The 19,482-nt window shown below is 60.8% G+C and carries 19 protein-coding genes; 12 read left to right on the plus strand and 7 right to left on the minus strand.

From position 1 onward, the window contains the following. Positions 1-60 precede the first annotated feature (60 nt). The 3 genes from C9990_RS25165 (at position 61) to C9990_RS25175 (ending at position 5,461) form a co-directional block, all read left to right on the plus strand. On the plus strand, positions 61-1,485 hold the full coding sequence (locus C9990_RS25165; protein ID WP_065903235.1) for a gamma-aminobutyraldehyde dehydrogenase: 1,425 nt from the start codon (positions 61-63) through the stop codon (positions 1,483-1,485). Positions 1,486-1,604: 119 nt separating this feature from the next. After that, a complete protein-coding gene (locus C9990_RS25170) occupies positions 1,605-3,467 on the plus strand; it encodes an FAD/NAD(P)-binding protein (RefSeq protein WP_106804987.1) in 1,863 nt (620 codons plus the stop codon). A 368-nt stretch (positions 3,468-3,835) separates the two neighbouring features. Next, complete coding sequence (locus tag C9990_RS25175) at positions 3,836-5,461, plus strand: glucan biosynthesis protein D (RefSeq protein WP_106804988.1); 1,626 nt, start codon at positions 3,836-3,838, stop codon at positions 5,459-5,461. Positions 5,462-5,513: 52 nt separating this feature from the next. Here the strand turns inward: C9990_RS25175 and C9990_RS25180 are convergent, their stop codons facing one another. The 3 genes from C9990_RS25180 to C9990_RS25190 form a co-directional block, all read right to left on the minus strand. Continuing rightward, entirely contained in the window at positions 5,514-5,699 is a 186-nt protein-coding gene (locus tag C9990_RS25180; RefSeq protein ID WP_106804989.1) for a hypothetical protein, read from the minus strand. Positions 5,700-5,971: 272 nt separating this feature from the next. Continuing rightward, complete coding sequence (locus C9990_RS25185; RefSeq protein WP_106804990.1) at positions 5,972-7,078, minus strand: NADH:flavin oxidoreductase/NADH oxidase; 1,107 nt, start codon at positions 7,076-7,078, stop codon at positions 5,972-5,974. Between the two features lie 210 nt (positions 7,079-7,288). Continuing rightward, complete coding sequence (locus tag C9990_RS25190) at positions 7,289-9,190, minus strand: potassium transporter Kup (RefSeq protein WP_065903251.1); 1,902 nt, start codon at positions 9,188-9,190, stop codon at positions 7,289-7,291. 409 nt (positions 9,191-9,599) lie between these two features. Between C9990_RS25190 and C9990_RS25195 the strand changes: the two genes are divergently transcribed. The 7 genes from C9990_RS25195 to tsaA all read left to right on the plus strand — a co-directional run bounded on the left by C9990_RS25195 (position 9,600) and on the right by tsaA (position 14,527). Beyond that, entirely contained in the window at positions 9,600-9,923 is a 324-nt protein-coding gene (locus C9990_RS25195; RefSeq protein WP_106804991.1) for a type II toxin-antitoxin system RelE/ParE family toxin, read from the plus strand. After that, positions 9,920-10,255, plus strand: a complete 336-nt coding sequence (locus C9990_RS25200; RefSeq protein ID WP_106804992.1) for an addiction module antidote protein — start codon at positions 9,920-9,922, stop codon at positions 10,253-10,255. The genes C9990_RS25195 and C9990_RS25200 overlap by 4 nt, the downstream gene beginning before the upstream one ends. A gap of 180 nt (positions 10,256-10,435) precedes the next feature. Beyond that, entirely contained in the window at positions 10,436-11,776 is a 1,341-nt protein-coding gene (rimO, locus tag C9990_RS25205) for a 30S ribosomal protein S12 methylthiotransferase RimO (protein WP_003231334.1), read from the plus strand. 103 nt (positions 11,777-11,879) lie between these two features. After that, entirely contained in the window at positions 11,880-12,350 is a 471-nt protein-coding gene (locus C9990_RS25210) for a GNAT family N-acetyltransferase (RefSeq protein WP_106804993.1), read from the plus strand. A gap of 183 nt (positions 12,351-12,533) precedes the next feature. Next, entirely contained in the window at positions 12,534-13,244 is a 711-nt protein-coding gene (locus tag C9990_RS25215) for an rRNA pseudouridine synthase (RefSeq protein ID WP_106804994.1), read from the plus strand. A gap of 68 nt (positions 13,245-13,312) precedes the next feature. Beyond that, the gene (locus C9990_RS25220; RefSeq protein ID WP_043048901.1) at positions 13,313-13,774 is read left to right on the plus strand and encodes a DUF1456 family protein; all 462 of its coding nucleotides are present in this window, start codon (positions 13,313-13,315) and stop codon (positions 13,772-13,774) included. A gap of 57 nt (positions 13,775-13,831) precedes the next feature. After that, positions 13,832-14,527 (plus strand): tRNA (N6-threonylcarbamoyladenosine(37)-N6)-methyltransferase TrmO, encoded by a 696-nt coding sequence (gene tsaA / locus C9990_RS25225; protein ID WP_106804995.1) that lies wholly within the window; start codon positions 13,832-13,834, stop codon positions 14,525-14,527. Positions 14,528-14,608: 81 nt separating this feature from the next. On the opposite strand, the gene fpr is transcribed toward tsaA, so the two are convergent. Further along, positions 14,609-15,388 (minus strand): ferredoxin-NADP reductase, encoded by a 780-nt coding sequence (gene fpr / locus C9990_RS25230; protein ID WP_003189055.1) that lies wholly within the window; start codon positions 15,386-15,388, stop codon positions 14,609-14,611. 124 nt (positions 15,389-15,512) lie between these two features. Between fpr and C9990_RS25235 the strand changes: the two genes are divergently transcribed. Then, complete coding sequence (locus tag C9990_RS25235) at positions 15,513-16,439, plus strand: LysR family transcriptional regulator (RefSeq protein ID WP_177410354.1); 927 nt, start codon at positions 15,513-15,515, stop codon at positions 16,437-16,439. 3 nt (positions 16,440-16,442) lie between these two features. Here C9990_RS25235 and C9990_RS25240 read toward each other — a convergent pair whose 3' ends face one another. From C9990_RS25240 to C9990_RS25250, 3 genes are all read right to left on the minus strand, one after another. Further along, complete coding sequence (locus tag C9990_RS25240; protein WP_017137081.1) at positions 16,443-16,805, minus strand: diacylglycerol kinase; 363 nt, start codon at positions 16,803-16,805, stop codon at positions 16,443-16,445. 75 nt (positions 16,806-16,880) lie between these two features. Further along, positions 16,881-17,531 (minus strand): response regulator transcription factor ErdR, encoded by a 651-nt coding sequence (gene erdR, locus C9990_RS25245; RefSeq protein WP_065903269.1) that lies wholly within the window; start codon positions 17,529-17,531, stop codon positions 16,881-16,883. Positions 17,532-17,783: 252 nt separating this feature from the next. Continuing rightward, on the minus strand, positions 17,784-18,503 hold the full coding sequence (locus tag C9990_RS25250) for a tRNA-uridine aminocarboxypropyltransferase (protein WP_106804997.1): 720 nt from the start codon (positions 18,501-18,503) through the stop codon (positions 17,784-17,786). 178 nt (positions 18,504-18,681) lie between these two features. On the opposite strand from C9990_RS25250, the gene C9990_RS25255 reads away from it, so the two are divergent. Beyond that, the gene (locus tag C9990_RS25255; RefSeq protein ID WP_065903274.1) at positions 18,682-19,122 is read left to right on the plus strand and encodes a PA3611 family quorum-sensing-regulated virulence factor; all 441 of its coding nucleotides are present in this window, start codon (positions 18,682-18,684) and stop codon (positions 19,120-19,122) included. Positions 19,123-19,482: the final 360 nt, after the last annotated feature.

The raw sequence follows: 19,482 nt of genomic DNA on the forward strand, positions 1-19,482 counted from the left end.
CTCCCACAGTCGCACCGGTTTCTCCAGAGATAGAACTGTCGCTTTGAGGAGGAATCAACCATGCAAACCAAACTGTTGATCAACGGCCACCTGGTCGAAGGCGAAGGCCCAGCCCAAGCCGTATTCAACCCGGCACTCGGCCGCGTGCTGGTGGAAATCAAGGAAGCCAGCGAAGCCCAGGTCGACGCCGCCGTGCGCGCCGCCGATGCCGCCTTCGAAGGCTGGTCGCAGACCGCACCCAAAGACCGCTCCTTGCTGCTGCTCAAACTGGCGGACGTGATCGAGGCCCACGGTGAAGAGCTGGCCAAGCTGGAATCGGACAACTGCGGCAAGCCCTACAGCGCAGCACTGAACGATGAGATCCCGGCGATTGCCGACGTGTTCCGCTTCTTTGCCGGTGCCAGCCGTTGCATGAGCGGGTCGGCTGGCGGCGAATACCTGCCCGGTCACACCTCGATGATCCGTCGCGACCCGGTGGGCGTCATCGCTTCCATCGCGCCGTGGAACTACCCGCTGATGATGGTCGCCTGGAAAATCGCCCCTGCCCTGGCTGCCGGTAATACCGTGGTGCTCAAGCCGTCGGAACAAACCCCGCTGACGGCGTTGCGCATGGTCGAACTGGCCGCCGATATTTTCCCGGCCGGTGTCCTCAACCTGGTGTTCGGGCGTGGTCCGACCGTGGGCAGCCCGTTGGTGAACCACCCGAAAGTGCGCATGGTGTCGCTGACCGGCTCCATCGCCACCGGCGCAAATATCATCTCCAGCACCGCCGACAGCGTGAAGCGCATGCACATGGAGCTGGGCGGCAAGGCCCCGGTGATCATCTTCAACGATGCCGATATCGACGCGGCCGTCGAAGGCATTCGCACCTTCGGCTTCTACAACGCCGGCCAGGACTGCACCGCGGCGTGCCGCATCTATGCCCAGGCGGATATCTACGATGCGTTTGTCGAGAAGCTCGGCGCGGCAGTCGCCAGCATCCAGTACGGCCTGCAGGATGACCCGGCCACCGAGCTCGGCCCGCTGATCACCGCGCAGCACCGCGACCGCGTCGCCGGCTTTGTCGAACGCGCCGTGGCCCAGCCGCACATCCGCCTGGTGACCGGCGGCAAGGCGGTGGAAGGCAATGGTTTCTTCTTTGAACCGACGGTGCTGGCCGATGCACAGCAGGACGACGAAATCGTGCGCCGCGAGGTGTTCGGGCCGGTGGTGTCGGTGACTAAATTCACCGATGAAGCGCAGGTGCTCGGCTGGGCCAACGATTCGGACTACGGCCTGGCGTCATCCGTATGGACCGCCGATGTCGGACGCGCCCATCGCCTGGCCGCGCGTTTGCAATATGGCTGCACCTGGGTCAACACCCACTTCATGCTCGTCAGTGAAATGCCCCACGGCGGTCAGAAACTGTCCGGGTATGGCAAGGACATGTCCATGTATGGGCTGGAGGACTACACCACCGTACGCCATGTGATGTTCAAGCACTGACGCTTTACCCCTGTGTGCGGGCTTGCCCGCGATGGCGGCGTACCTGTGCCGACGCTATCGCGGGCAAGCCCGCTCCCACAGGGGACCTCCTCATAACAATAAATAATTCGTAGGTTCCCATGGACATTACCCGCCGCGACTTCCTCAACGGCGTCGCCATCACTATTGCCGCCGGCATGACCCCGCTGCAAATCCTCCAGGCCGCGCCCGACGGCCGCTACTACCCGCCCGCCCTCACCGGCCTGCGCGGCAGTCATGTCGGCTCGTTCGAAGTGGCGCACCAGATGGGCTGGGAAAAGAAGGTCTTCGACACCGACAAACTGCCGATCACCGAGGACTATGACCTGGTGGTGGTCGGGGGCGGCCTGAGTGGTCTGTCGGCGGCGTGGTTCTACCGCGAGAAGCACCCCAAGGCGAAGATCCTGATCCTGGAAAACCACGACGACTTCGGCGGCCATGCCAAGCGCAATGAATTCCAGGCCGGTGGCCGCATGATCATCGGCTACGGCGGCAGCGAGGCGTTCCAGTCGCCCAACCACCTCTACAGCAAGCAAGTGAATGGCCTGCTGAAAAAACTCGGGGTGAACATCAAGCGCTTCGAGACCGCCTTCGACCGCCAGTTCTACCCGGGCCTGGGGTTGTCGCGCGGGGTGTTCTTCGACAAGGAGAACTTTGGCGAAGACAAACTGGTGACCGGCGACCCGACGCCGATGGTCGCCGACGACATCGCGCCCGACCAATTGCATGCGCGCTCCATCAGCGACTTCATCAATGACTTCCCGCTGCCGCCCGCCGACCGTCAGGCGTTGATCGAGCTGCACACGGCGCCCAAGGATTACCTGCCGGGCAAGACGGCCGAGCAAAAGGCCGACTACCTGGCGGTCACCAGTTACCGCGATTTCCTGCTGAAGAACGTCGGGTTATCGGAGGGCGCGGTGAAGTACTTCCAGAGCCGCACCAATGACTTCATGGCCTTGAGCATCGATGCCGTGGCATCGTCCGACGCCTATAACGTGGGATTCCCAGGTTTCGGCGGCATGAACCTGGCACCAATCAGCGAAGAAGCCGCCGCCGAAATGGAAGAGCCCTACATCTACCACTTCCCGGATGGCAACGCGTCACTCGCACGCCTGCTGGTGCGCAGCCTGGTCCCCGGCGTGGCACCCGGGCACACCATGGACGATATCGTGCTGGCAGCGTTTGACTACGCCAAGCTCGATCAACCCAAGGCGCCGGTACGGGTGCGCTTGAACAGCACGGCGGTCAGCGTGCGCAACGTGGGCGACAGCGTGCATATCGGCTACAGCCGTGGCGGACAACTCACACAGGTGCGTGGCAAACGCTGCATCCTGGCCTGCTACAACATGATGATCCCGTACCTGCTCAAGGACCTGCCGGCCCCCCAGGCCCACGCCTTGAGCCAGAACGTGAAATTCCCGCTGGTGTACACCAAGGTGGTGATCCGCAACTGGCAATCGTTCCAGAAACTTGGCGTGCATGAGATTTACGCGGCCACCCAACCGTACAGCCGCATCAAACTGGACTACCCGGTGAGCATGGGCGGCTACGACCACCCGCGCGACCCGACGCAGCCGATTGGCTTGCACATGGTCTACGTGCCCATCAACCCCAACAGCGGCATGAACGCCCGCGACCAGGCGCGCGCCGGGCGTGGCAAGTTGTATGCGCAGACCTTCGAGCAATTGGAAACGCAATTGCGTGACCAACTGCAACGCATGCTCGGCCCGGGTGGGTTCAACCACAAGACCGATATCCTCGGGATCACGGTGAATCGCTGGTCCCATGGCTATGCATACTTTTCCAACAGCTTGTTCGACAACGCCGGCGAGAGCGAAGCGCTGATGAACCTGGCGCGCAAGCCACTGGGGCACGTGAGCATCGCCAACTCGGATGCGGCGTGGAGTGCGTACGCCCATGCGGCGATTGATGAGGCGTACCGAGCGGTCGGCGAGGTGAGTTGAAGGCCACGTGTGGCGAAGGCTTCCTGTGGTAAGCGGGGCGTGGCCCGCGTTGGGCTGCGCAGCAGCCCCTTCGAGGCAGCGGTGCTCTTTGAGACACACCGGATGTCGGGTATTGGGGCTGCTTTGCAGCCCAACGCGGGGCAAGCCCGCTCGCCACAGGGGGACTGTCTGCTCCTGAGAAATACCTTGTTTCATATGCAACGCCATCACGCCGCTATCAATCATTTTTCCTACGTCATCGAACCGCTTAAGCTATCCGGCGTCTGTTTATTGTCCGTTGCGTTTGGCCGAAGGCATGTCCGAACCGTACTTTCTGATCCAGCACGTGCCAGGAACGGCGCGGGATTTGCTCACGACAGGTTGTCTCTATGCACCGCAGGAATTTGCTCAAAGCGTCCATGGCCATTGCGGCTTACACCGGTTTGTCGGCCAGCGGCCTGCTCGCCGCGCAGGCTTGGGCCGGGAATCGCGCCGCCGATGGCAAGGCCGTGGCGTTTGATTTTGAAACGCTCAAGGCCCAGGCCAAGCAGCTCGCCGGGACCGCGTATAAAGACACCAAACAGGTACTCCCGCCCACCCTGGCGACCATGACCCCGCAGAATTTCAACGCGATCGGGTACGACGGCAACCATTCGTTGTGGAAGGAATTGAACGGCCAACTGGACGTGCAGTTCTTCCACGTCGGCATGGGGTTCAAGACGCCGGTGCGCATGCACAGCGTCGACCCCAAGACCCGTGAAGCCCGCGAAGTGCATTTCCGCCCTTCATTGTTCAACTATGAAAAAACCACCGTCGACACCAAGCAGTTGACCGGCGACCTGGGCTTCTCCGGCTTCAAGCTGTTCAAGGCACCGGAACTGGATCGCCACGACGTGCTGTCGTTTCTCGGCGCCAGCTACTTCCGCGCGGTGGATTCCACCGGCCAGTACGGCCTTTCCGCACGGGGCCTGGCGATTGATACCTACGCGAAGAAGCGCGAAGAGTTCCCCGACTTCACGCAGTTCTGGTTCGAGACCCCGGACAAGAACGCCACCCGCTTTGTGGTCTACGCCCTGCTCGACTCGCCGAGCGCCACCGGAGCCTATCGCTTCGATATCGACTGCCAGGCCAACCAGGTGGTGATGGCGATCGACGCCAACATCAATGCGCGCACCGCCATCGAACAACTGGGCATCGCGCCGATGACCAGTATGTTCAGTTGCGGCACCCACGAACGCCGCATGTGCGACACCATCCACCCGCAAATCCACGACTCGGATCGCCTGGCGATGTGGCGTGGCAATGGCGAGTGGATTTGCCGCCCGCTGAACAACCCGGCCAAGCTGCAGTTCAACGCATTCGCCGACACCGACCCGAAAGGCTTCGGCCTGGTGCAGACCGACCATGAGTTCGCCAGCTACCAGGACACTGTGGACTGGTACAGCAAGCGCCCAAGCCTGTGGGTAGAACCGACTACCGCCTGGGGCGAAGGCTCGATCGACCTGCTGGAGATCCCTACCACCGGCGAGACCCTGGACAACATCGTGGCCTTCTGGACCCCGAAAAAACCGGTGGCGCCTGGCGATTCGCTCAACTATGGCTACAAGCTCTACTGGAGCGCGTTGCCACCGGTGAGCACGCCGCTGGCGCAGGTCGACGCGACCCGTTCGGGCATGGGCGGCTTCACTGAAGGTTGGGCACCGGGCGAGCATTACCCAGAGGTGTGGGCGCGTCGGTTTGCCGTGGACTTCAAGGGCGGCGGCCTCGATCGCCTGCCGGCCGGCACCGGGATCGAGCCGGTGGTGACCTGCTCCCACGGCGAAGTGAAAGACTTCAGCGTGCTGGTGCTCGACAACATCAAGGGCTATCGGATCCTGTTCGACTGGTACCCGACCAGCGACAGCGTCGAGCCGGTGGAACTGCGCCTGTTCATCCGCACCCAGGACCGCACCTTGAGTGAAACCTGGCTGTATCAGTACTTCCCGCCGGCACCCGAGGCGCGTAAATACACGTGATGCCACCTGTGGGAGCGAGGTTGCTCGCTCCCACAGGACTCAAATGCCCGCCTCAGAACCGCGACACACTCTTCATTGCCCCAATCAGATACCGCATCGCCACCTGGTCACTCTCGTTCAGGGCGCGATACTGCGCGAGTAATTCAGCCTCGTCCGAACTCAACCTGCAGCCACGCATGAACACCCTGCGGGCCAGAAAAGACACCACTGCACCCGCAACACCATAGGACTTGGCCATGGACTGTTTCTCCTGATATCGATCAAATACTCCTGGCGCCCATCACCTGCATCCCCTTAAGCACAAGGCCTGCGCGGACAAACGGACTGACTCCCTGGGCCAGAAATCAGACTTACCCTAAGCGTAGAAACAATCTGGTCACGTGTGGGATTTTTTTAGAGCTTTCACTTAAAAAATCTCTTGAGTAACAATCACCTACGGACTTTTCCCACAGCATCATGCAAAAAAAACCCACCGATTCAGGGTGGGTTTCGAGTGCGGCGCGAGGCGGATCAATCCCTCAAGTCAGACTCATGAATCGGCTGGTCTCGGTGGGTCGCCCGTTGATACTGCGCCGGCCAGATCGCCTTGCGCCCGCCGAGGTCATCATCGGCATGCAGCGGCCAGTACGGGTCCCGCAGCAGTTCACGGGCCAGGAAGATAATATCGGCCTGGCAGGTGCGCAGGATGTGCTCAGCCTGTGCCGGTTCGGTGATCATGCCCACCGTGCCGGTGGCGATGCCCGACTCTTTGCGTACCCGTTCGGCGAAGCGCGTCTGGTAGCCAGGCCCCGTCGGAATCTCGGCATTGGCGGCGGTGCCACCAGAGGACACGTCGATCAGGTCCACACCCAAATCCTTCAAGCGGCGCGCCAATTCCACGGTTTCATCAGGGTTCCAGCCATCTTCCACCCAGTCGGTGGCCGACACCCGCACAAACAGCGGCAGGTCCTGAGGCCAGGCCGCACGCACGGCTTCGGTGACTTGCAGCACCAGGCGGATGCGGTTTTCAAAAGAGCCGCCGTATTGGTCCTGGCGTTGATTGCTGATCGGCGAGAGAAATTGATGCAGCAGGTAACCGTGAGCCGCATGGATTTCCACCACTTCAAACCCGGCCGTGAGCGCGCGCTTGGCGGCGGCGACAAAGTCGGCGATCACCTGTTGGATCTGCCCTTCGTCCAACTGCCGGGGCTGCGTGTGATTGGGGTCAAAGGCAATCGGCGACGGCCCCACCGGCACCCACCCGCCGTCCTCCGGCTTGACGCTGCCATGCTTGCCGATCCATGGCCGATGAGTACTGGCCTTGCGCCCGGCATGGGCCAGCTGGATCCCAGCCACGGCGCCTTGGGCTGCGATAAACCGCGTGATGCGTTGCAGCGGTTCGATCTGTTCGTCGTTCCACAGGCCCAGGTCTTCGGCAGTGATACGGCCATCGGCGGTCACCGCGGTGGCCTCGGTGAAGATCAGCCCGGCGCCGCCGACTGCGCGACTGCCAAGGTGGACCAGGTGCCAGTCATTGGCCAGGCCATCGACGCTGGAGTATTGGCACATCGGCGACACGGCGATGCGGTTGAGCAGGGTCAATTGGCGCAGGGTATAGGGTTCGAGCAGCTGACTCATGGCGCACCTCTTCTGGGCTTTTTGGGCTCTTTTAACTGAGCAGGCTTGCTCGCGAAAGACTCACCGGCGCCGCGTGTATTCAGGATCAACGCGTTTTAATTGACGTTTTTCGCGAGCAAGCTTGCTCCTACAGCCTAGTCGACAACGTTGGATTGCACAGGGTTCAGAACGAAAGCGGGAGCCGATTGCCGGCTCCCGTCGTGCACAGGCTTACATCTCGACCTGGGTGCCCAGTTCGATCACGCGGTTGACCGGGAGCTTGAAGAACCGCAGGTTGCCGTTGGCATTCTTCAACATGAACGCGAACAGCGCTTCACGCCAACGGGCCATGCCCTTGATGCGCGAGGCGATCACCGTTTCACGGCTGAGGAAATAGGTGGTGCGCATCGGGCTGAAATCCAGCTCGTCGAGGTGGCACAGCTTCAGCGCTTCAGGCACGTCCGGCTCATCGGTAAAGCCAAAGTGCAGGATCACCCGGAAGAACCCCTCGCCGTAGGCATCCACCTCGAAGCGCCGGGCGGCCGGTACGCGTGGAATATCCTCGTAGACCACCGTCAGCAGCACCACTTGCTCGTGCAGCACCTGGTTGTGTAGCAGGTTGTGCAACAGCGCATGGGGCACGGCGTCCGGGCGCGCGGTGAGGAACACCGCCGTACCCTGCACGCGATGCGGCGGTTGCACACGGATGCTGCTGATAAAGATCGGCAACGGCAGGCCGCCTTCGTCGAGGCGCTCGACCAGCAACTGCTTGCCGCGCTTCCACGTGGTCATCAGCACAAAGAGCACGATCCCCGCCAAGACCGGGAAGGCGCCGCCCTGGATGATCTTCGGCACGTTGGCGGCGAAGTACAGCCCGTCGACCAGCAGGCAGCAGACCAATACCGGCACGGCCAGGATCGGTGGCCATTTCCACAGCAGCAGCATCACCGCCGACACCAGGATCGTGGTCATCAGCATGGTACCGGTCACGGCTACACCGTAGGCCGACGCCAGTGCGTTGGAGGACTCGAAGCCCAGCACCAGCAGGATCACGCCGACCATCAGCGACCAATTCACCGCGCCGATGTAGATCTGGCCCTGCTCGGCACTGGACGTGTGTTGGATGTGCATGCGCGGGATATAACCCAACTGGATCGCCTGGCGCGTCAACGAGAACGCACCGGAAATCACCGCCTGCGACGCAATCACCGTGGCCAGGGTCGACAGCACCACCAGCGGGATCAGCGCCCAACTCGGCGCCAGCAAGTAGAACGGGTTGCGCGCAGCTTCCGGATCGCCGAGCAGCATCGCGCCCTGGCCGAAATAATTGAGCACCAACGCCGGCAGCACCAGGATGAACCAGGCGCGGGCGATGGGCTTGCGGCCGAAGTGCCCCATGTCTGCGTACAGCGCCTCGGCACCGGTCAAAGCCAGCACCACCGCCCCCAGGATCGCCACGCCAATGCCGGGGTGAGCCTCGAAGAAACGCACGCCCCACATCGGGTTCAAGGCGTTGAGCACTTCAGGGTGCAGGGTGATGCCATACACACCAAGACCACCCAGCACCAGGAACCAGGTCACCATCACCGGTCCGAACAGCTTGCCGATGCGGTCGGTGCCGTGTTTCTGGATCAGAAACAACGCCACCAACACGACCAGCGCGATGGGCACGACCCATTTATCCAGGCCATCGAATGCCAGTTCCAGGCCTTCAATGGCCGACAAGACCGAAATCGCCGGGGTGATCATGCTGTCGCCGTAGAACAGCGCAGCCCCGCACAAGCCACAGACCACGAGGAAATTGCGCAGCTTCTTGCGCTCCCCCGCCGCCCGGCGCGCCAGCGCGGTCAGCGCCATGATGCCGCCCTCGCCCTGGTTGTCCGCACGCAGTACAAACAGCATGTACTTGATCGACACCACCCAGATCAGCGACCAGAAGATCAGCGCCAGGATCCCCAGCACCCCGTCATGGTTGACCTGAACCCCATACCCCCCATTGAACACCTCTTTAAGGGTGTAGAGCGGGCTGGTGCCGATATCGCCATAAACCACCCCGACCGCTGCCACCAGCATGCCAATCGGCTTGGCGTTTGAATGCTCGGCACCTGCTGCCTGACTACTCGCGTGACCCATCAACCACTCCTGCCCTTTGACCTGAGGTCTTTTATAAACAACGCGCCTAAGCTGACCCTAGCATGCGCTGTTTTACTTCTCGTAACAGACGTTTTATTGACCCAGGGGTTCTACCCATGTGCAACGGCGCGAAGCATAGCGCAGCACTCGTCGCATTTCCCTGCTCAAGTGATAGGGGTGGCGTTTTCTGCCGTCATTAAAAGAGATCAAGGCATTTTGGGGCCTATTTGCCTGCATTGAGCGCATCACGGCCGACCGTATATTTTGGGCCCGGCTTAGTAATGCTGCCTTTAGCGGTGCAAGCGGGGTTTCCTTGACCGGCTTACCTGATCCATCAATCGTGCCCCTGCGGCGCGCAGTCGATACAAAAACTCAATCATCGACCTGTCTCTTTTAAGGTACATTCCTTATGTACGAAGGGAAACACGTTCTGTCAGTCAACGGCGTAGACATCTACCAAGCTTGGCTGGACACCGTGCAAGACACCCGTTCAAAGGCAAGAATCACCACCAGAGTGGACCGAGCATCACTTGGTCACTTTGGCGTAGCGGAGCCGGTGGGTGATGGGGTCTTTGAGATGAAGCTCGACTTCGGACCTGGGTTTCGCGTGTATTACGCAATCGTGGATCGAAAAATTGTTTTCCTGTTGGGTGGTGGCTCAAAGGCCAGACAGCAGAACGACATCGATCAGGCCAAGGCTCTCTGGAAATCCTACAAGGAGCAGCAAAAATGACCATTCGTACTCGTTCTCATGAAGAGAGTGTTCTTGAAATGCTCCGAGACGACGAAGCATTTGCCCTGGAATATCTGTCCGTCGCACTTGAGGAAATCGATGAAGCGGGGGGTGAGGACGCGTTTCTTGTCGCTATTCGTCGAGTGGCGGAAGCTCGTGGCGGAATGCTCAGCTTGTCGCAGAACACCGGGCTCAATAGAGCTAATCTCTACAGATCCATCGCCGTCGGCGGCGACCCAAAACTTTCCACCCTGCTGAAAGTGCTCCAGGCGTTGGGGGTGGGCATGTCCAAAGTCGTCGCGCACCGCACGGAGCAGGACGTGCGGGCTTGAGAGCGTGGAAGGGCTCTGCGAATTACCCAACGCAGCACTCGTCGCATTTCCCTGCATAAAGCTGGTCAAGTGCGTTGCCCGTCGCTAGAATTGCGCACTTTTTGATCAGAGGCACACCAAGTGCCCGTCCGCAGCCCTGTCGTGCCCGACTGGCGGCGTCATTCAATACCGAGGTTAGACATGTCCACCACCATCGCAAAGGCCAACCCCAAGGTTGGCTTTGTTTCCCTGGGTTGCCCGAAGGCTCTGGTCGACTCCGAACGCATCCTGACCCAACTGCGCATGGAAGGTTATGACGTGGTGTCCACTTATCAGGACGCCGACGTGGTGGTGGTCAACACCTGCGGCTTCATCGACTCGGCCAAGGCGGAGTCGCTGGAAGTGATCGGCGAGGCCATCAAGGAAAACGGCAAGGTCATCGTGACCGGCTGCATGGGCGTGGAAGAAGGCAATATCCGCAACGTGCACCCAAGCGTGTTGGCCGTGACCGGCCCGCAGCAGTACGAGCAGGTGGTCAACGCCGTGCACGAAGTCGTGCCGCCGCGCCAGGACCACAACCCGCTGATCGACCTGGTGCCGCCGCAGGGCATCAAGCTGACCCCGCGCCACTATGCGTACCTGAAGATTTCCGAAGGCTGCAACCACAGCTGCAGCTTCTGCATTATCCCCTCGATGCGCGGCAAGCTGGTCAGCCGCCCGGTCGGTGATGTACTGGACGAGGCCCAGCGCCTGGTCAAATCCGGCGTGAAAGAGCTGCTGGTGATCTCCCAGGACACCAGCGCCTACGGCGTCGACGTGAAATACCGCACCGGCTTCTGGAACGGCGCGCCGGTGAAAACCCGCATGACCGAACTCTGCGAAGCCCTCAGCAGCCTCGGTGTGTGGGTGCGCCTGCACTACGTTTACCCGTATCCGCACGTGGACGAGCTGATCCCGTTGATGGCCGCCGGCAAGATCCTGCCGTACCTGGACATCCCGTTCCAGCACGCCAGCCCGAAAGTCCTGAAAGCCATGAAACGCCCGGCTTTCGAAGACAAGACCCTGGCGCGCATCAAGAACTGGCGCGAGATCTGCCCGGAGCTGATCATTCGCTCGACCTTTATCGTCGGCTTCCCCGGCGAAACCGAAGAAGACTTCCAGTACCTGCTGGACTGGCTGACCGAGGCCCAACTGGACCGCGTCGGCTGTTTCCAGTACTCGCCGGTGGAAGGCGCTCCGGCCAACCTGCTGGACCTGGCCGTGGTGCCGGACGACGTCAAGCAGGACCGTTGGGAGCGGTTCATGGCGCACCAGCAGGCCATCAGCTCGGCGCGCCTGCAACTGCGCATCGGCAAGGAAATCGAAGTGCTGATCGACGAAGTCGACGAGCAAGGCGCGGTCGGCCGCTGCTTCTTCGATGCCCCGGAGATCGACGGTAACGTGTTTATCGACGATGCCAGCGGTTTGAAGCCGGGTGACAAGGTCTGGTGCACCGTGACGGACGCCGACGAATACGACCTGTGGGCCGAGAAGCGTGACTGACGTGTAATATTTTGAAAAAGCCCTGCCTCTGGACAAGATGCGGGGCTTTTTTAGGTCTATCGTTTTGCCCATCAGCGCACATCAAGGCAAAGGGGCAGCGGGCATGCGTCAGCATTCGGTTATCCACACACCTAAAATCAGCGATTACGCCGAATTGGCACGCATCTGGGAGGCATCGGTGCGGGCCACCCACGATTTTCTGCCAGACAGTTACATCGAGTTGCTGAAAAACCTGGTGCTGACCCGCTACCTGGACGCGGTGATGCTGATTTGCACCAAGGACTCGCGCCAACGCATCACCGGGTTTGCCGGCGTCGCTGCGGGCAAGGTCGAGATGCTGTTCATCGACCCGCAACACCGGGGCCAGGGCCTCGGCCGCCAACTGCTGCGCTACGCGATCGAGCGCATGAATGCCGACGAACTGGACGTGAACGAGCAAAATCCGCAGGCCCTGGGGTTTTACTTCAAGCAGGGGTTCGAGGTGATCGGACGCACGGAGCATGATGGTCTTGGGCAGCCGTATCCGTTGCTGCACATGCGCTTGCGCCAGCAGCAACAGCTACGCAGTGGCTGACACAGCGCAGAACACCTGTGGGAGCTGGCTTGCCTGCGATGCAGACAACTCGGTTTATCGGGTGTACCGAGGCGACGCCATCGCAGGCAAGCTCCGACAAAAAGCAGCAGCACTGAAATGGGGCCGGGATTAACCGGCGCCAGGCAGGTACAATAACCGCCCCCTTTTGTTACGGCCCTTGTCATGACTGACCCCATACGCCTCTCCAAACGCCTCATCGAACTGGTCGGTTGCTCCCGTCGGGAGGCTGAGCTGTTTATCGAAGGCGGCTGGGTCTCGGTGGACGGCGAAGTGATCGACGAGCCGCAGTTCAAGGTCACCACGCAGAACGTCGAGCTGGACCCCGAAGCCAAGGCCACTGCGCCGGAGCCGGTGACCATCCTGCTGCACGCGCCTGCCGGCGTGGATGCCGAGACGGCATTGGCGTCTATCAGCGCCGAGACCTTGTCCGAAGAGCATCGCTTCGGCAAACGCCCGCTCAAGGGCCATTTCCTGCGCCTGAGCGCCAGCGCCGACCTGCAAGCCAAGGCCAGCGGGCTGCTGGTCTTCACCCAGGACTGGAAGATCCTGCGCAAGTTGACCGCCGATGCCGCCAAGATCGAGCAGGAATACGTGGTCGAGGTCGAAGGCGACATGGTTGCGCACGGCCTCAACCGCCTGAACCACGGCCTGACCTACAAAGGCAAAGAGCTGCCTGCCGTGAAAGCCAGCTGGCAGAACGAAAACCGCCTGCGCTTTGCCATGAAAAACCCGCAACCGGGCGTGATCGCCCTGTTCTGCGAAGCCGTTGGCCTGAAAGTCGTCGCCGTCCGCCGCATCCGCATCGGCGGCGTGTCCATCGGCAAAGTGCCGGTTGGCCAATGGCGTTATATGTCCGGCAAAGAGAAGTTCTAAGCCGCGCACCTTTTCTCGATACCGCCTCACCCGGCGGTGTCCACCGTTGAAAACCAGGATTGCCCACCATGATTCACAATGACGTACTGCGCAGCGTGCGCTACATGCTCGATATCAGCGATAACAAGATGGTCGAGATCATCAAACTCGGCGGCATGGACGTGACCAAGGAAGACCTGCTGACCTACCTCAAGAAAGATGAGGAAGAAGGCTTTGTGTTCTGCCCGGATGAAGTCATGGCCCATTTCCTCGACGGCCTGGTGATTTTCAAGCGCGGCAAGGACGAAAGCCGTCCGCCGCAGCCGATCGAGACCCCGGTGACCAACAACATCATCCTCAAGAAGCTGCGCGTGGCCTTCGAGCTGAAGGAAGACGACATGCACGCCATCCTCAAGGCCGCCGAGTTCCCGGTGTCCAAGCCGGAGCTGAGCGCGCTGTTTCGCAAGTTCGGCCACACCAACTACCGCCCGTGCGGCGACCAGTTGCTGCGCAACTTCCTCAAGGGGCTGACGCTGCGCGTCAGAGCTTAAATCAGCTACAAGCTTCAAGCTCCAAGAGCTTGAAGCTTGCCACTTGAGGCTTCAAAAATGAGTTACAGCGTCTCGCCCATCGGCTTTGTCCGCTCCTGTTTCAAGGAGAAGTTCGCCATCCCGCGCCAGCCGCAACTGGCGCCTGCCGCACGGGGCGTGCTGGAATTGGTCGCGCCATTCGACCAGGGTGAGGCGGTGCAGGGCCTGGAGCAGGTCAGCCATGTGTGGCTGTTGTTCCTGTTTCACCAGGCACTGGAAGACAAGCCGCGCCTCAAGGTGCGCCCGCCGCGCCTGGGCGGCAACACGTCCATGGGCGTATTTGCCACCCGCGCGACGCATCGGCCCAACGGCATTGGTCAATCGGTGGTCAAGCTGGACAGGGTCGAACCGGGCAAGCTGTGGATTTCCGGGCTCGATTTGCTCGATGGCACGCCGGTATTGGATATCAAGCCGTATGTACCCTATGCCGACATCGTCGACACGGCCACCAACCACATCGCCAGCAGCGCGCCGCAGCTGATTACGGTGCAGTGGCTGAAGACCGCTTTGCATCAGGCACAAGGCCACGCCCAGCGCCTTGACGAGCCGTTGGTGGCGCTGATCGAGCAGTGCCTGGCCCAGGATCCGCGGCCGGCGTATCAAACCCCGGGGCCGGAGCGTGAATATGGCGCGCAGTTCTGGGATGTGGATGTGCGCTGGCACTATCCCGAGGCCGGGATGATTTGCGTGCTGGAAGTGGTTGCGGCCCAATAAACCGCAGACATGAAAAAGCCCGCGCTGCCTTCAGGCAACGCGGGCTTTTCTTTTTACTGTAGGAGCCGGCTCCTGCAGGGGTTACTTCTCGACGAAGGCGCGTTCGATCAAGTAGTCGCCCGGCTCACGCATGCGTGGCGAAACCTTCAGGCCGAAGCTGTTCAGCACTTCGCTGGTCTCGTCCAACATGCTCGGGCTGCCGCACAGCATGGCGCGGTCGTCCTCGGGGTTGATCGGTGGCAGGCCGATGTCGCTGAACAGCTTGCCGCTGCGCATCAGGTCGGTCAGGCGGCCTTCGTTCTCGAACGGCTCGCGGGTAACGGTCGGGTAGTAGATCAGCTTGTCACGCAGCGCTTCGCCGAAGAATTCGTTCTGCGGCAGGTGTTCGGTGATGAACTCGCGGTAGGCGACTTCATTGACGTAACGCACGCCGTGGCACAGGATCACTTTTTCGAAACGCTCGTAGGTTTCCGGGTCCTGGATCACGCTCATAAACGGCGCCAGGCCAGTACCGGTGCTGAGCAGGTACAGGTGTTTGCCCGGCTTCAAATCGTCAAGCACCAGGGTGCCTGTCGGTTTTTTGCTGATGATGATCTCGTCGCCTTCCTTCAAGTGCTGCAATTGGGAAGTCAGCGGGCCATCGGGCACCTTGATGCTGAAGAACTCCAGATGCTCTTCCCAGTTCGGGCTGGCAATCGAGTAAGCGCGCATGAGCGGGCGGCCGTTGGGCTGTTGCAGGCCGATCATCACGAACTGACCGTTCTCGAAGCGCAGGCCCGGATCGCGGGTGCACTTGAAGCTGAACAGAGTGTCGTTCCAGTGATGAACACTGAGGACACGCTCGTGGTTCATGTTGCTCATGTACGGGGGACTCCTGGAAATGGGTCTGCGCCAAATGATAGGTGCGCAATTGCACAGCATTCTAATGGCGGCGACAATATCTGTTAACTGGATTATTAAGATAAGGGTTATCGGTTATATCGATATGCGATTTACTCTCCGTCAACTGCAAGTCTTCGTCGCCGTCGCCCAGCAGGAAAGCGTCTCGCGCGCTGCTGGCCTTCTGGCCTTATCGCAATCCGCCGCCAGCACCTCGATCACCGAGCTGGAGCGCCAATCCAGCTGCCAATTATTCGACCGCGCCGGTAAGCGCCTGAGTCTCAACGCCTTGGGTCACCAGCTGTTACCCCAGGCGGTGGCGCTGCTGGACCAGGCCAAGGAGATCGAGGACCTGCTCAACGGCAAGTCCGGCTTCGGCTCGCTGGCGGTGGGCGCCACCCTGACCATCGGCAATTACCTGGCCACGTTGCTGATCGGCAGCTTCATGCAACAGCACCCCGAGAGCCAGGTGAAGCTGCATGTGCAGAACACTGCACATATCGTGCACCAGGTGGCGCACTACGAAATTGACCTGGGTCTAATCGAAGGCGACTGCAGCCACCCGGACATCGAAGTACAAACCTGGGTAGAAGATGAGCTGGTGGTGTTTTGCGCGCCGCTGCATCACCTGGCCAAGCGCGGTGTGGCGAGCATGGACGAGCTGACCCACGAAGCCTGGATCCTGCGCGAACAAGGCTCAGGTACGCGCCTGACGTTCGACCAGGCCATGCGCCATCACCGCAGCGCGCTGAATATCCGCCTGGAGCTGGAGCATACCGAGGCGATCAAGCGGGCGGTGGAGTCGGGATTGGGGATTGGCTGCATCTCTCGCCTGGCGCTGCGCGATGCATTCCGCCGTGGCAGCCTGGTACCGGTGGAAACCCCGGACCTGGACCTGGCCCGGCAGTTCTACTTCATCTGGCATAAACAGAAGTACCAGACCTCGGCGATGCGCGAATTCCTCGAGCTTTGCCGCGCCTTCACCGCCGGGGTTCAGCGCAGCGACGAGATCGTGCTGCCGAGCATTGCCTGAGGGTTAGATCAGGATCACGGCCCACACCAGCGTGATCATGGTCAGCGCTACAAATTGCGCGGCGCTGCCCATGTCCTTGGCGTTTTTCGACAGCGGGTGGCGGTCCAGCGAAATACGGTCGATGGCCGCCTCGACCGCCGAATTGAGCAATTCGACGATCAGCGCCAGCAGGCACACCGCGATCAGCAACGCCCGCTCCACCCGGCTGACGTGCAGGAAAAAGCTCAGCGGGATCAGGATAACGTTGAGCAGCACCAACTGACGGAAGGCCGCCTCGCCAGTGAACGCCGCGCGCAGGCCATCCAGGGAGTAACCCCCTGCATTGAAGATACGTTTGATACCGGTTTGACCCTTGAAAGGCGACATAGACGTAGGCAACTGAACCAAAGAAGTGGGGAAACTAGATCACGCCAAGTCAAAAAAGCGTGAATCGCTGACAGCTTAGTGCTGCGAAATTGACTCAAGTTGTTGCAAGAGCAGCGCCGCCTGGGTGCGTGTACGCACTCCCAACTTGCGGAAGATCGCCGTCACATGGGCCTTGATCGTCGCTTCGGACACGCTCAGCTCGAAGGCAATCTGCTTGTTCAACAAGCCTTCGCAGACCATGGTCAGCACGCGGAACTGCTGGGGTGTGAGGCTGGCCAGGCCATCGCGGGCGGCCTTGGCTTCGTCGGACACGTTGATTTCTTCAAACGCCTGTGGCGGCCAGGACACATCGCCATCCAATACGGTGCGTACTGCTTTCTGGATATCTTCCATCGAGCTGGACTTGGGAATGAAACCGCTGGCGCCAAACTCCTTGGAGCGCACCACCACATCGGCTTCTTCCTGGGCCGAAACCATCACCACGGGAATCTGCGGGTATTGCCCGCGCAGCAGCACCAGCCCGGAGAAACCGTAGGCACCCGGCATGTTCAGGTCGAGCAGCACCAGGTCCCAGTCGGATTTTTCGGTGAGGCGGGCTTCCAGTTCGGCAATGCTGGCCACTTCGACCAAGCGTACGTCAGGGCCCAGGCCCAGGGTGACGGCTTGATGCAGCGCACTGCGAAACAGCGGGTGGTCATCGGCTATCAGGATTTCGTATGTGGCCATTGATTAAATGATCCTGTTTTTTATGGCAGCCCTGATGGGTTCAGGGTTCACCAAGACACAAGGCGACAGCCAGGCAGCCGACGCCACAGGGTACGTTCAACGTCAAAAGCACTTGGAACGACGTCGAAAATTCACGGTTGCACCCCAATCGGCGCCCAGCATGCCCAGCGCAGCCTGGGGGGTCAAGCACTACGCCCGCGGGCATTTTAGCGGGGCGCGGGTTTACGGTGCCATCATGCAAACGTCGTCTGGTTATACCGCAGGTATATAAGGTGCCAGACGAGTATGGACGATGTCGGTCGGGTCCAGGGGCAGCTGGAACTTGGCGGCCAGGTAATGGCTGCTGAAGACGTCGAGGTAGGCGTCCAGCACTTCGCTGGCGGCGCCATCGTCGGCCAACTCAAGGCACAAGGCCGCGACTTCGGCGGTGCAGAAATGGTCATCGCGCTTGGAGCGACGCAGTTTGTAGCGCGAGAGCTGCTCGGGCGCCAGGCTCAATACCGGCAAATGCTCCAGGTACGGGCTTTTGCGGAACATCTTGCGCGCTTCGCTCCACGTGCCATCCAGCAGGATGAACAACGGGCGCTTGCCCTCCTCCACCGCCACTGCGCTGACGACGCGCTCAGGCGCGACAAATTCGCCGGGGAATACGATATAGGGTTGCCACTGCGGGTCAGCCAGCAAGGTGAGCAACTCCGGGTCGACTTCAGTGCGCGACCAGGCAAACGCCGTGGTGTCGTCGATCACATCGGCAATCAGCCAGCCGGTGTTGCTGGGCTTCATCGGCTCGACATCATGCATCAACAGGCACATCGCCGACCTGGCCGCGACCTTGGGTCGCCAGGCGCACAGGCAATACTCGGGGATCACGCGGCAGCCGGGGCAGCGTTCGGCCCGCGAGCCACGGTTCAGAAACGGCCTGACGGCCCGCGCCAGGCGCTGGGTACGCAGGCGGGAAACGGCGTGGCTCATTGGGTGGGCCGTAAAGAGGGGTAGATCGACACGGAAAAACTCGTGGAAGACTGAAGTGGCGGCAGTTTACCAGCGATACGCCTGGCTGTAGTGGCAACGGCTCACCTATAATTGCGCGCCACTGAACGCACAGCGCAGTGGCTGGTCTATGCACCAGTAACCGAATCAGGAGAGTTTCATGCTGCGTTCCATGCTGCGTCTTGCCGCCCCTTCCATCGCCCTTGCGCTGGTATTGCCCGTCGGCGCCCAGGCGGCCTCGCTGCTGGAGGCCCAAATGAACCGGAAGCTGCAAAGCGTCGCGGCCGAAAGCAACAAGGACCTGCCCCGGGAAATCGACGAAAAAACCCTGGAAGTGGCCTACACCGTTGAAGGTATGCAGCTGATCGATCACTTGAGCGTGTTGCCCGACCGCGCCGAACAGATGCGTGCCAACCCCAAGGCGGTGTATTTCCAACTGGGCCAGAGCGTGTGCCTGAACAAAGGCTACCGCGAGCTGATGGCCAAGGGCGCGGTAATGCGCTACGAAATCACCGAGAACAAGACCAACCGTCCTGTGGCATCGGTGAAGTTCGTGGAAGCGGACTGCCCGGCACCGGCTGCCGCCAAGAAGAAAAAGTAACCCTTGCCTGCCCCCAGCGCGCTGCTTTTCGGTGGCGCGCACTCCCCCCGCGTCAACTCCCTTTACACGGCTAAACTTGCTGATGAGTGACCAATAAGCGGTTGCCAGCCAAGGGTTTTTCGGCCCATGATCAAGCTATCCCAACCGCCCGTCCACAACGGTTTCCACGCCGTTCTGTAACATTTTCAGGGCAAAAGAGGGTTGCCCTCCTGCGACTTGCAGTGCAAAGGTTTTTAAATCACAAGGAACATACAGAGCCCGTTTGCTGCCTAGCGAACACGTGCAATGCATTGGGTATGCAGCGACACATGCAGTGTCGTGGCCCCCGGACGAATATCTCGCCGATGGCCCGGTCTCTGT

Origin of the sequence: Pseudomonas sp. S5D5, assembly GCF_003013355.1 — a bacterium.
GTDB classification, from domain to species: domain Bacteria; phylum Pseudomonadota; class Gammaproteobacteria; order Pseudomonadales; family Pseudomonadaceae; genus Aquipseudomonas; species Aquipseudomonas aylmerensis.

What these genes read in the sequence shown, in the direction of transcription:
- C9990_RS25165 (WP_065903235.1), top strand. Translation starts at nt 61, where the DNA reads ATGCAAACCAAACTGTTGATCAACGGCCACCTGGTCGAAGGCGAAGGC.
- C9990_RS25170 (WP_106804987.1), top strand. Translation starts at nt 1,605, where the DNA reads ATGGACATTACCCGCCGCGACTTCCTCAACGGCGTCGCCATCACTATT.
- C9990_RS25175 (WP_106804988.1), top strand. Translation starts at nt 3,836, where the DNA reads ATGCACCGCAGGAATTTGCTCAAAGCGTCCATGGCCATTGCGGCTTAC.
- C9990_RS25180 (WP_106804989.1), bottom strand. Translation starts at nt 5,699, where the DNA reads ATGGCCAAGTCCTATGGTGTTGCGGGTGCAGTGGTGTCTTTTCTGGCC.
- C9990_RS25185 (WP_106804990.1), bottom strand. Translation starts at nt 7,078, where the DNA reads ATGAGTCAGCTGCTCGAACCCTATACCCTGCGCCAATTGACCCTGCTC.
- C9990_RS25190 (WP_065903251.1), bottom strand. Translation starts at nt 9,190, where the DNA reads ATGGGTCACGCGAGTAGTCAGGCAGCAGGTGCCGAGCATTCAAACGCC.
- C9990_RS25195 (WP_106804991.1), top strand. Translation starts at nt 9,600, where the DNA reads ATGTACGAAGGGAAACACGTTCTGTCAGTCAACGGCGTAGACATCTAC.
- C9990_RS25200 (WP_106804992.1), top strand. Translation starts at nt 9,920, where the DNA reads ATGACCATTCGTACTCGTTCTCATGAAGAGAGTGTTCTTGAAATGCTC.
- rimO (WP_003231334.1), top strand. Translation starts at nt 10,436, where the DNA reads ATGTCCACCACCATCGCAAAGGCCAACCCCAAGGTTGGCTTTGTTTCC.
- C9990_RS25210 (WP_106804993.1), top strand. Translation starts at nt 11,880, where the DNA reads ATGCGTCAGCATTCGGTTATCCACACACCTAAAATCAGCGATTACGCC.
- C9990_RS25215 (WP_106804994.1), top strand. Translation starts at nt 12,534, where the DNA reads ATGACTGACCCCATACGCCTCTCCAAACGCCTCATCGAACTGGTCGGT.
- C9990_RS25220 (WP_043048901.1), top strand. Translation starts at nt 13,313, where the DNA reads ATGATTCACAATGACGTACTGCGCAGCGTGCGCTACATGCTCGATATC.
- tsaA (WP_106804995.1), top strand. Translation starts at nt 13,832, where the DNA reads ATGAGTTACAGCGTCTCGCCCATCGGCTTTGTCCGCTCCTGTTTCAAG.
- fpr (WP_003189055.1), bottom strand. Translation starts at nt 15,388, where the DNA reads ATGAGCAACATGAACCACGAGCGTGTCCTCAGTGTTCATCACTGGAAC.
- C9990_RS25235 (WP_177410354.1), top strand. Translation starts at nt 15,513, where the DNA reads ATGCGATTTACTCTCCGTCAACTGCAAGTCTTCGTCGCCGTCGCCCAG.
- C9990_RS25240 (WP_017137081.1), bottom strand. Translation starts at nt 16,805, where the DNA reads ATGTCGCCTTTCAAGGGTCAAACCGGTATCAAACGTATCTTCAATGCA.
- erdR (WP_065903269.1), bottom strand. Translation starts at nt 17,531, where the DNA reads ATGGCCACATACGAAATCCTGATAGCCGATGACCACCCGCTGTTTCGC.
- C9990_RS25250 (WP_106804997.1), bottom strand. Translation starts at nt 18,503, where the DNA reads ATGAGCCACGCCGTTTCCCGCCTGCGTACCCAGCGCCTGGCGCGGGCC.
- C9990_RS25255 (WP_065903274.1), top strand. Translation starts at nt 18,682, where the DNA reads ATGCTGCGTTCCATGCTGCGTCTTGCCGCCCCTTCCATCGCCCTTGCG.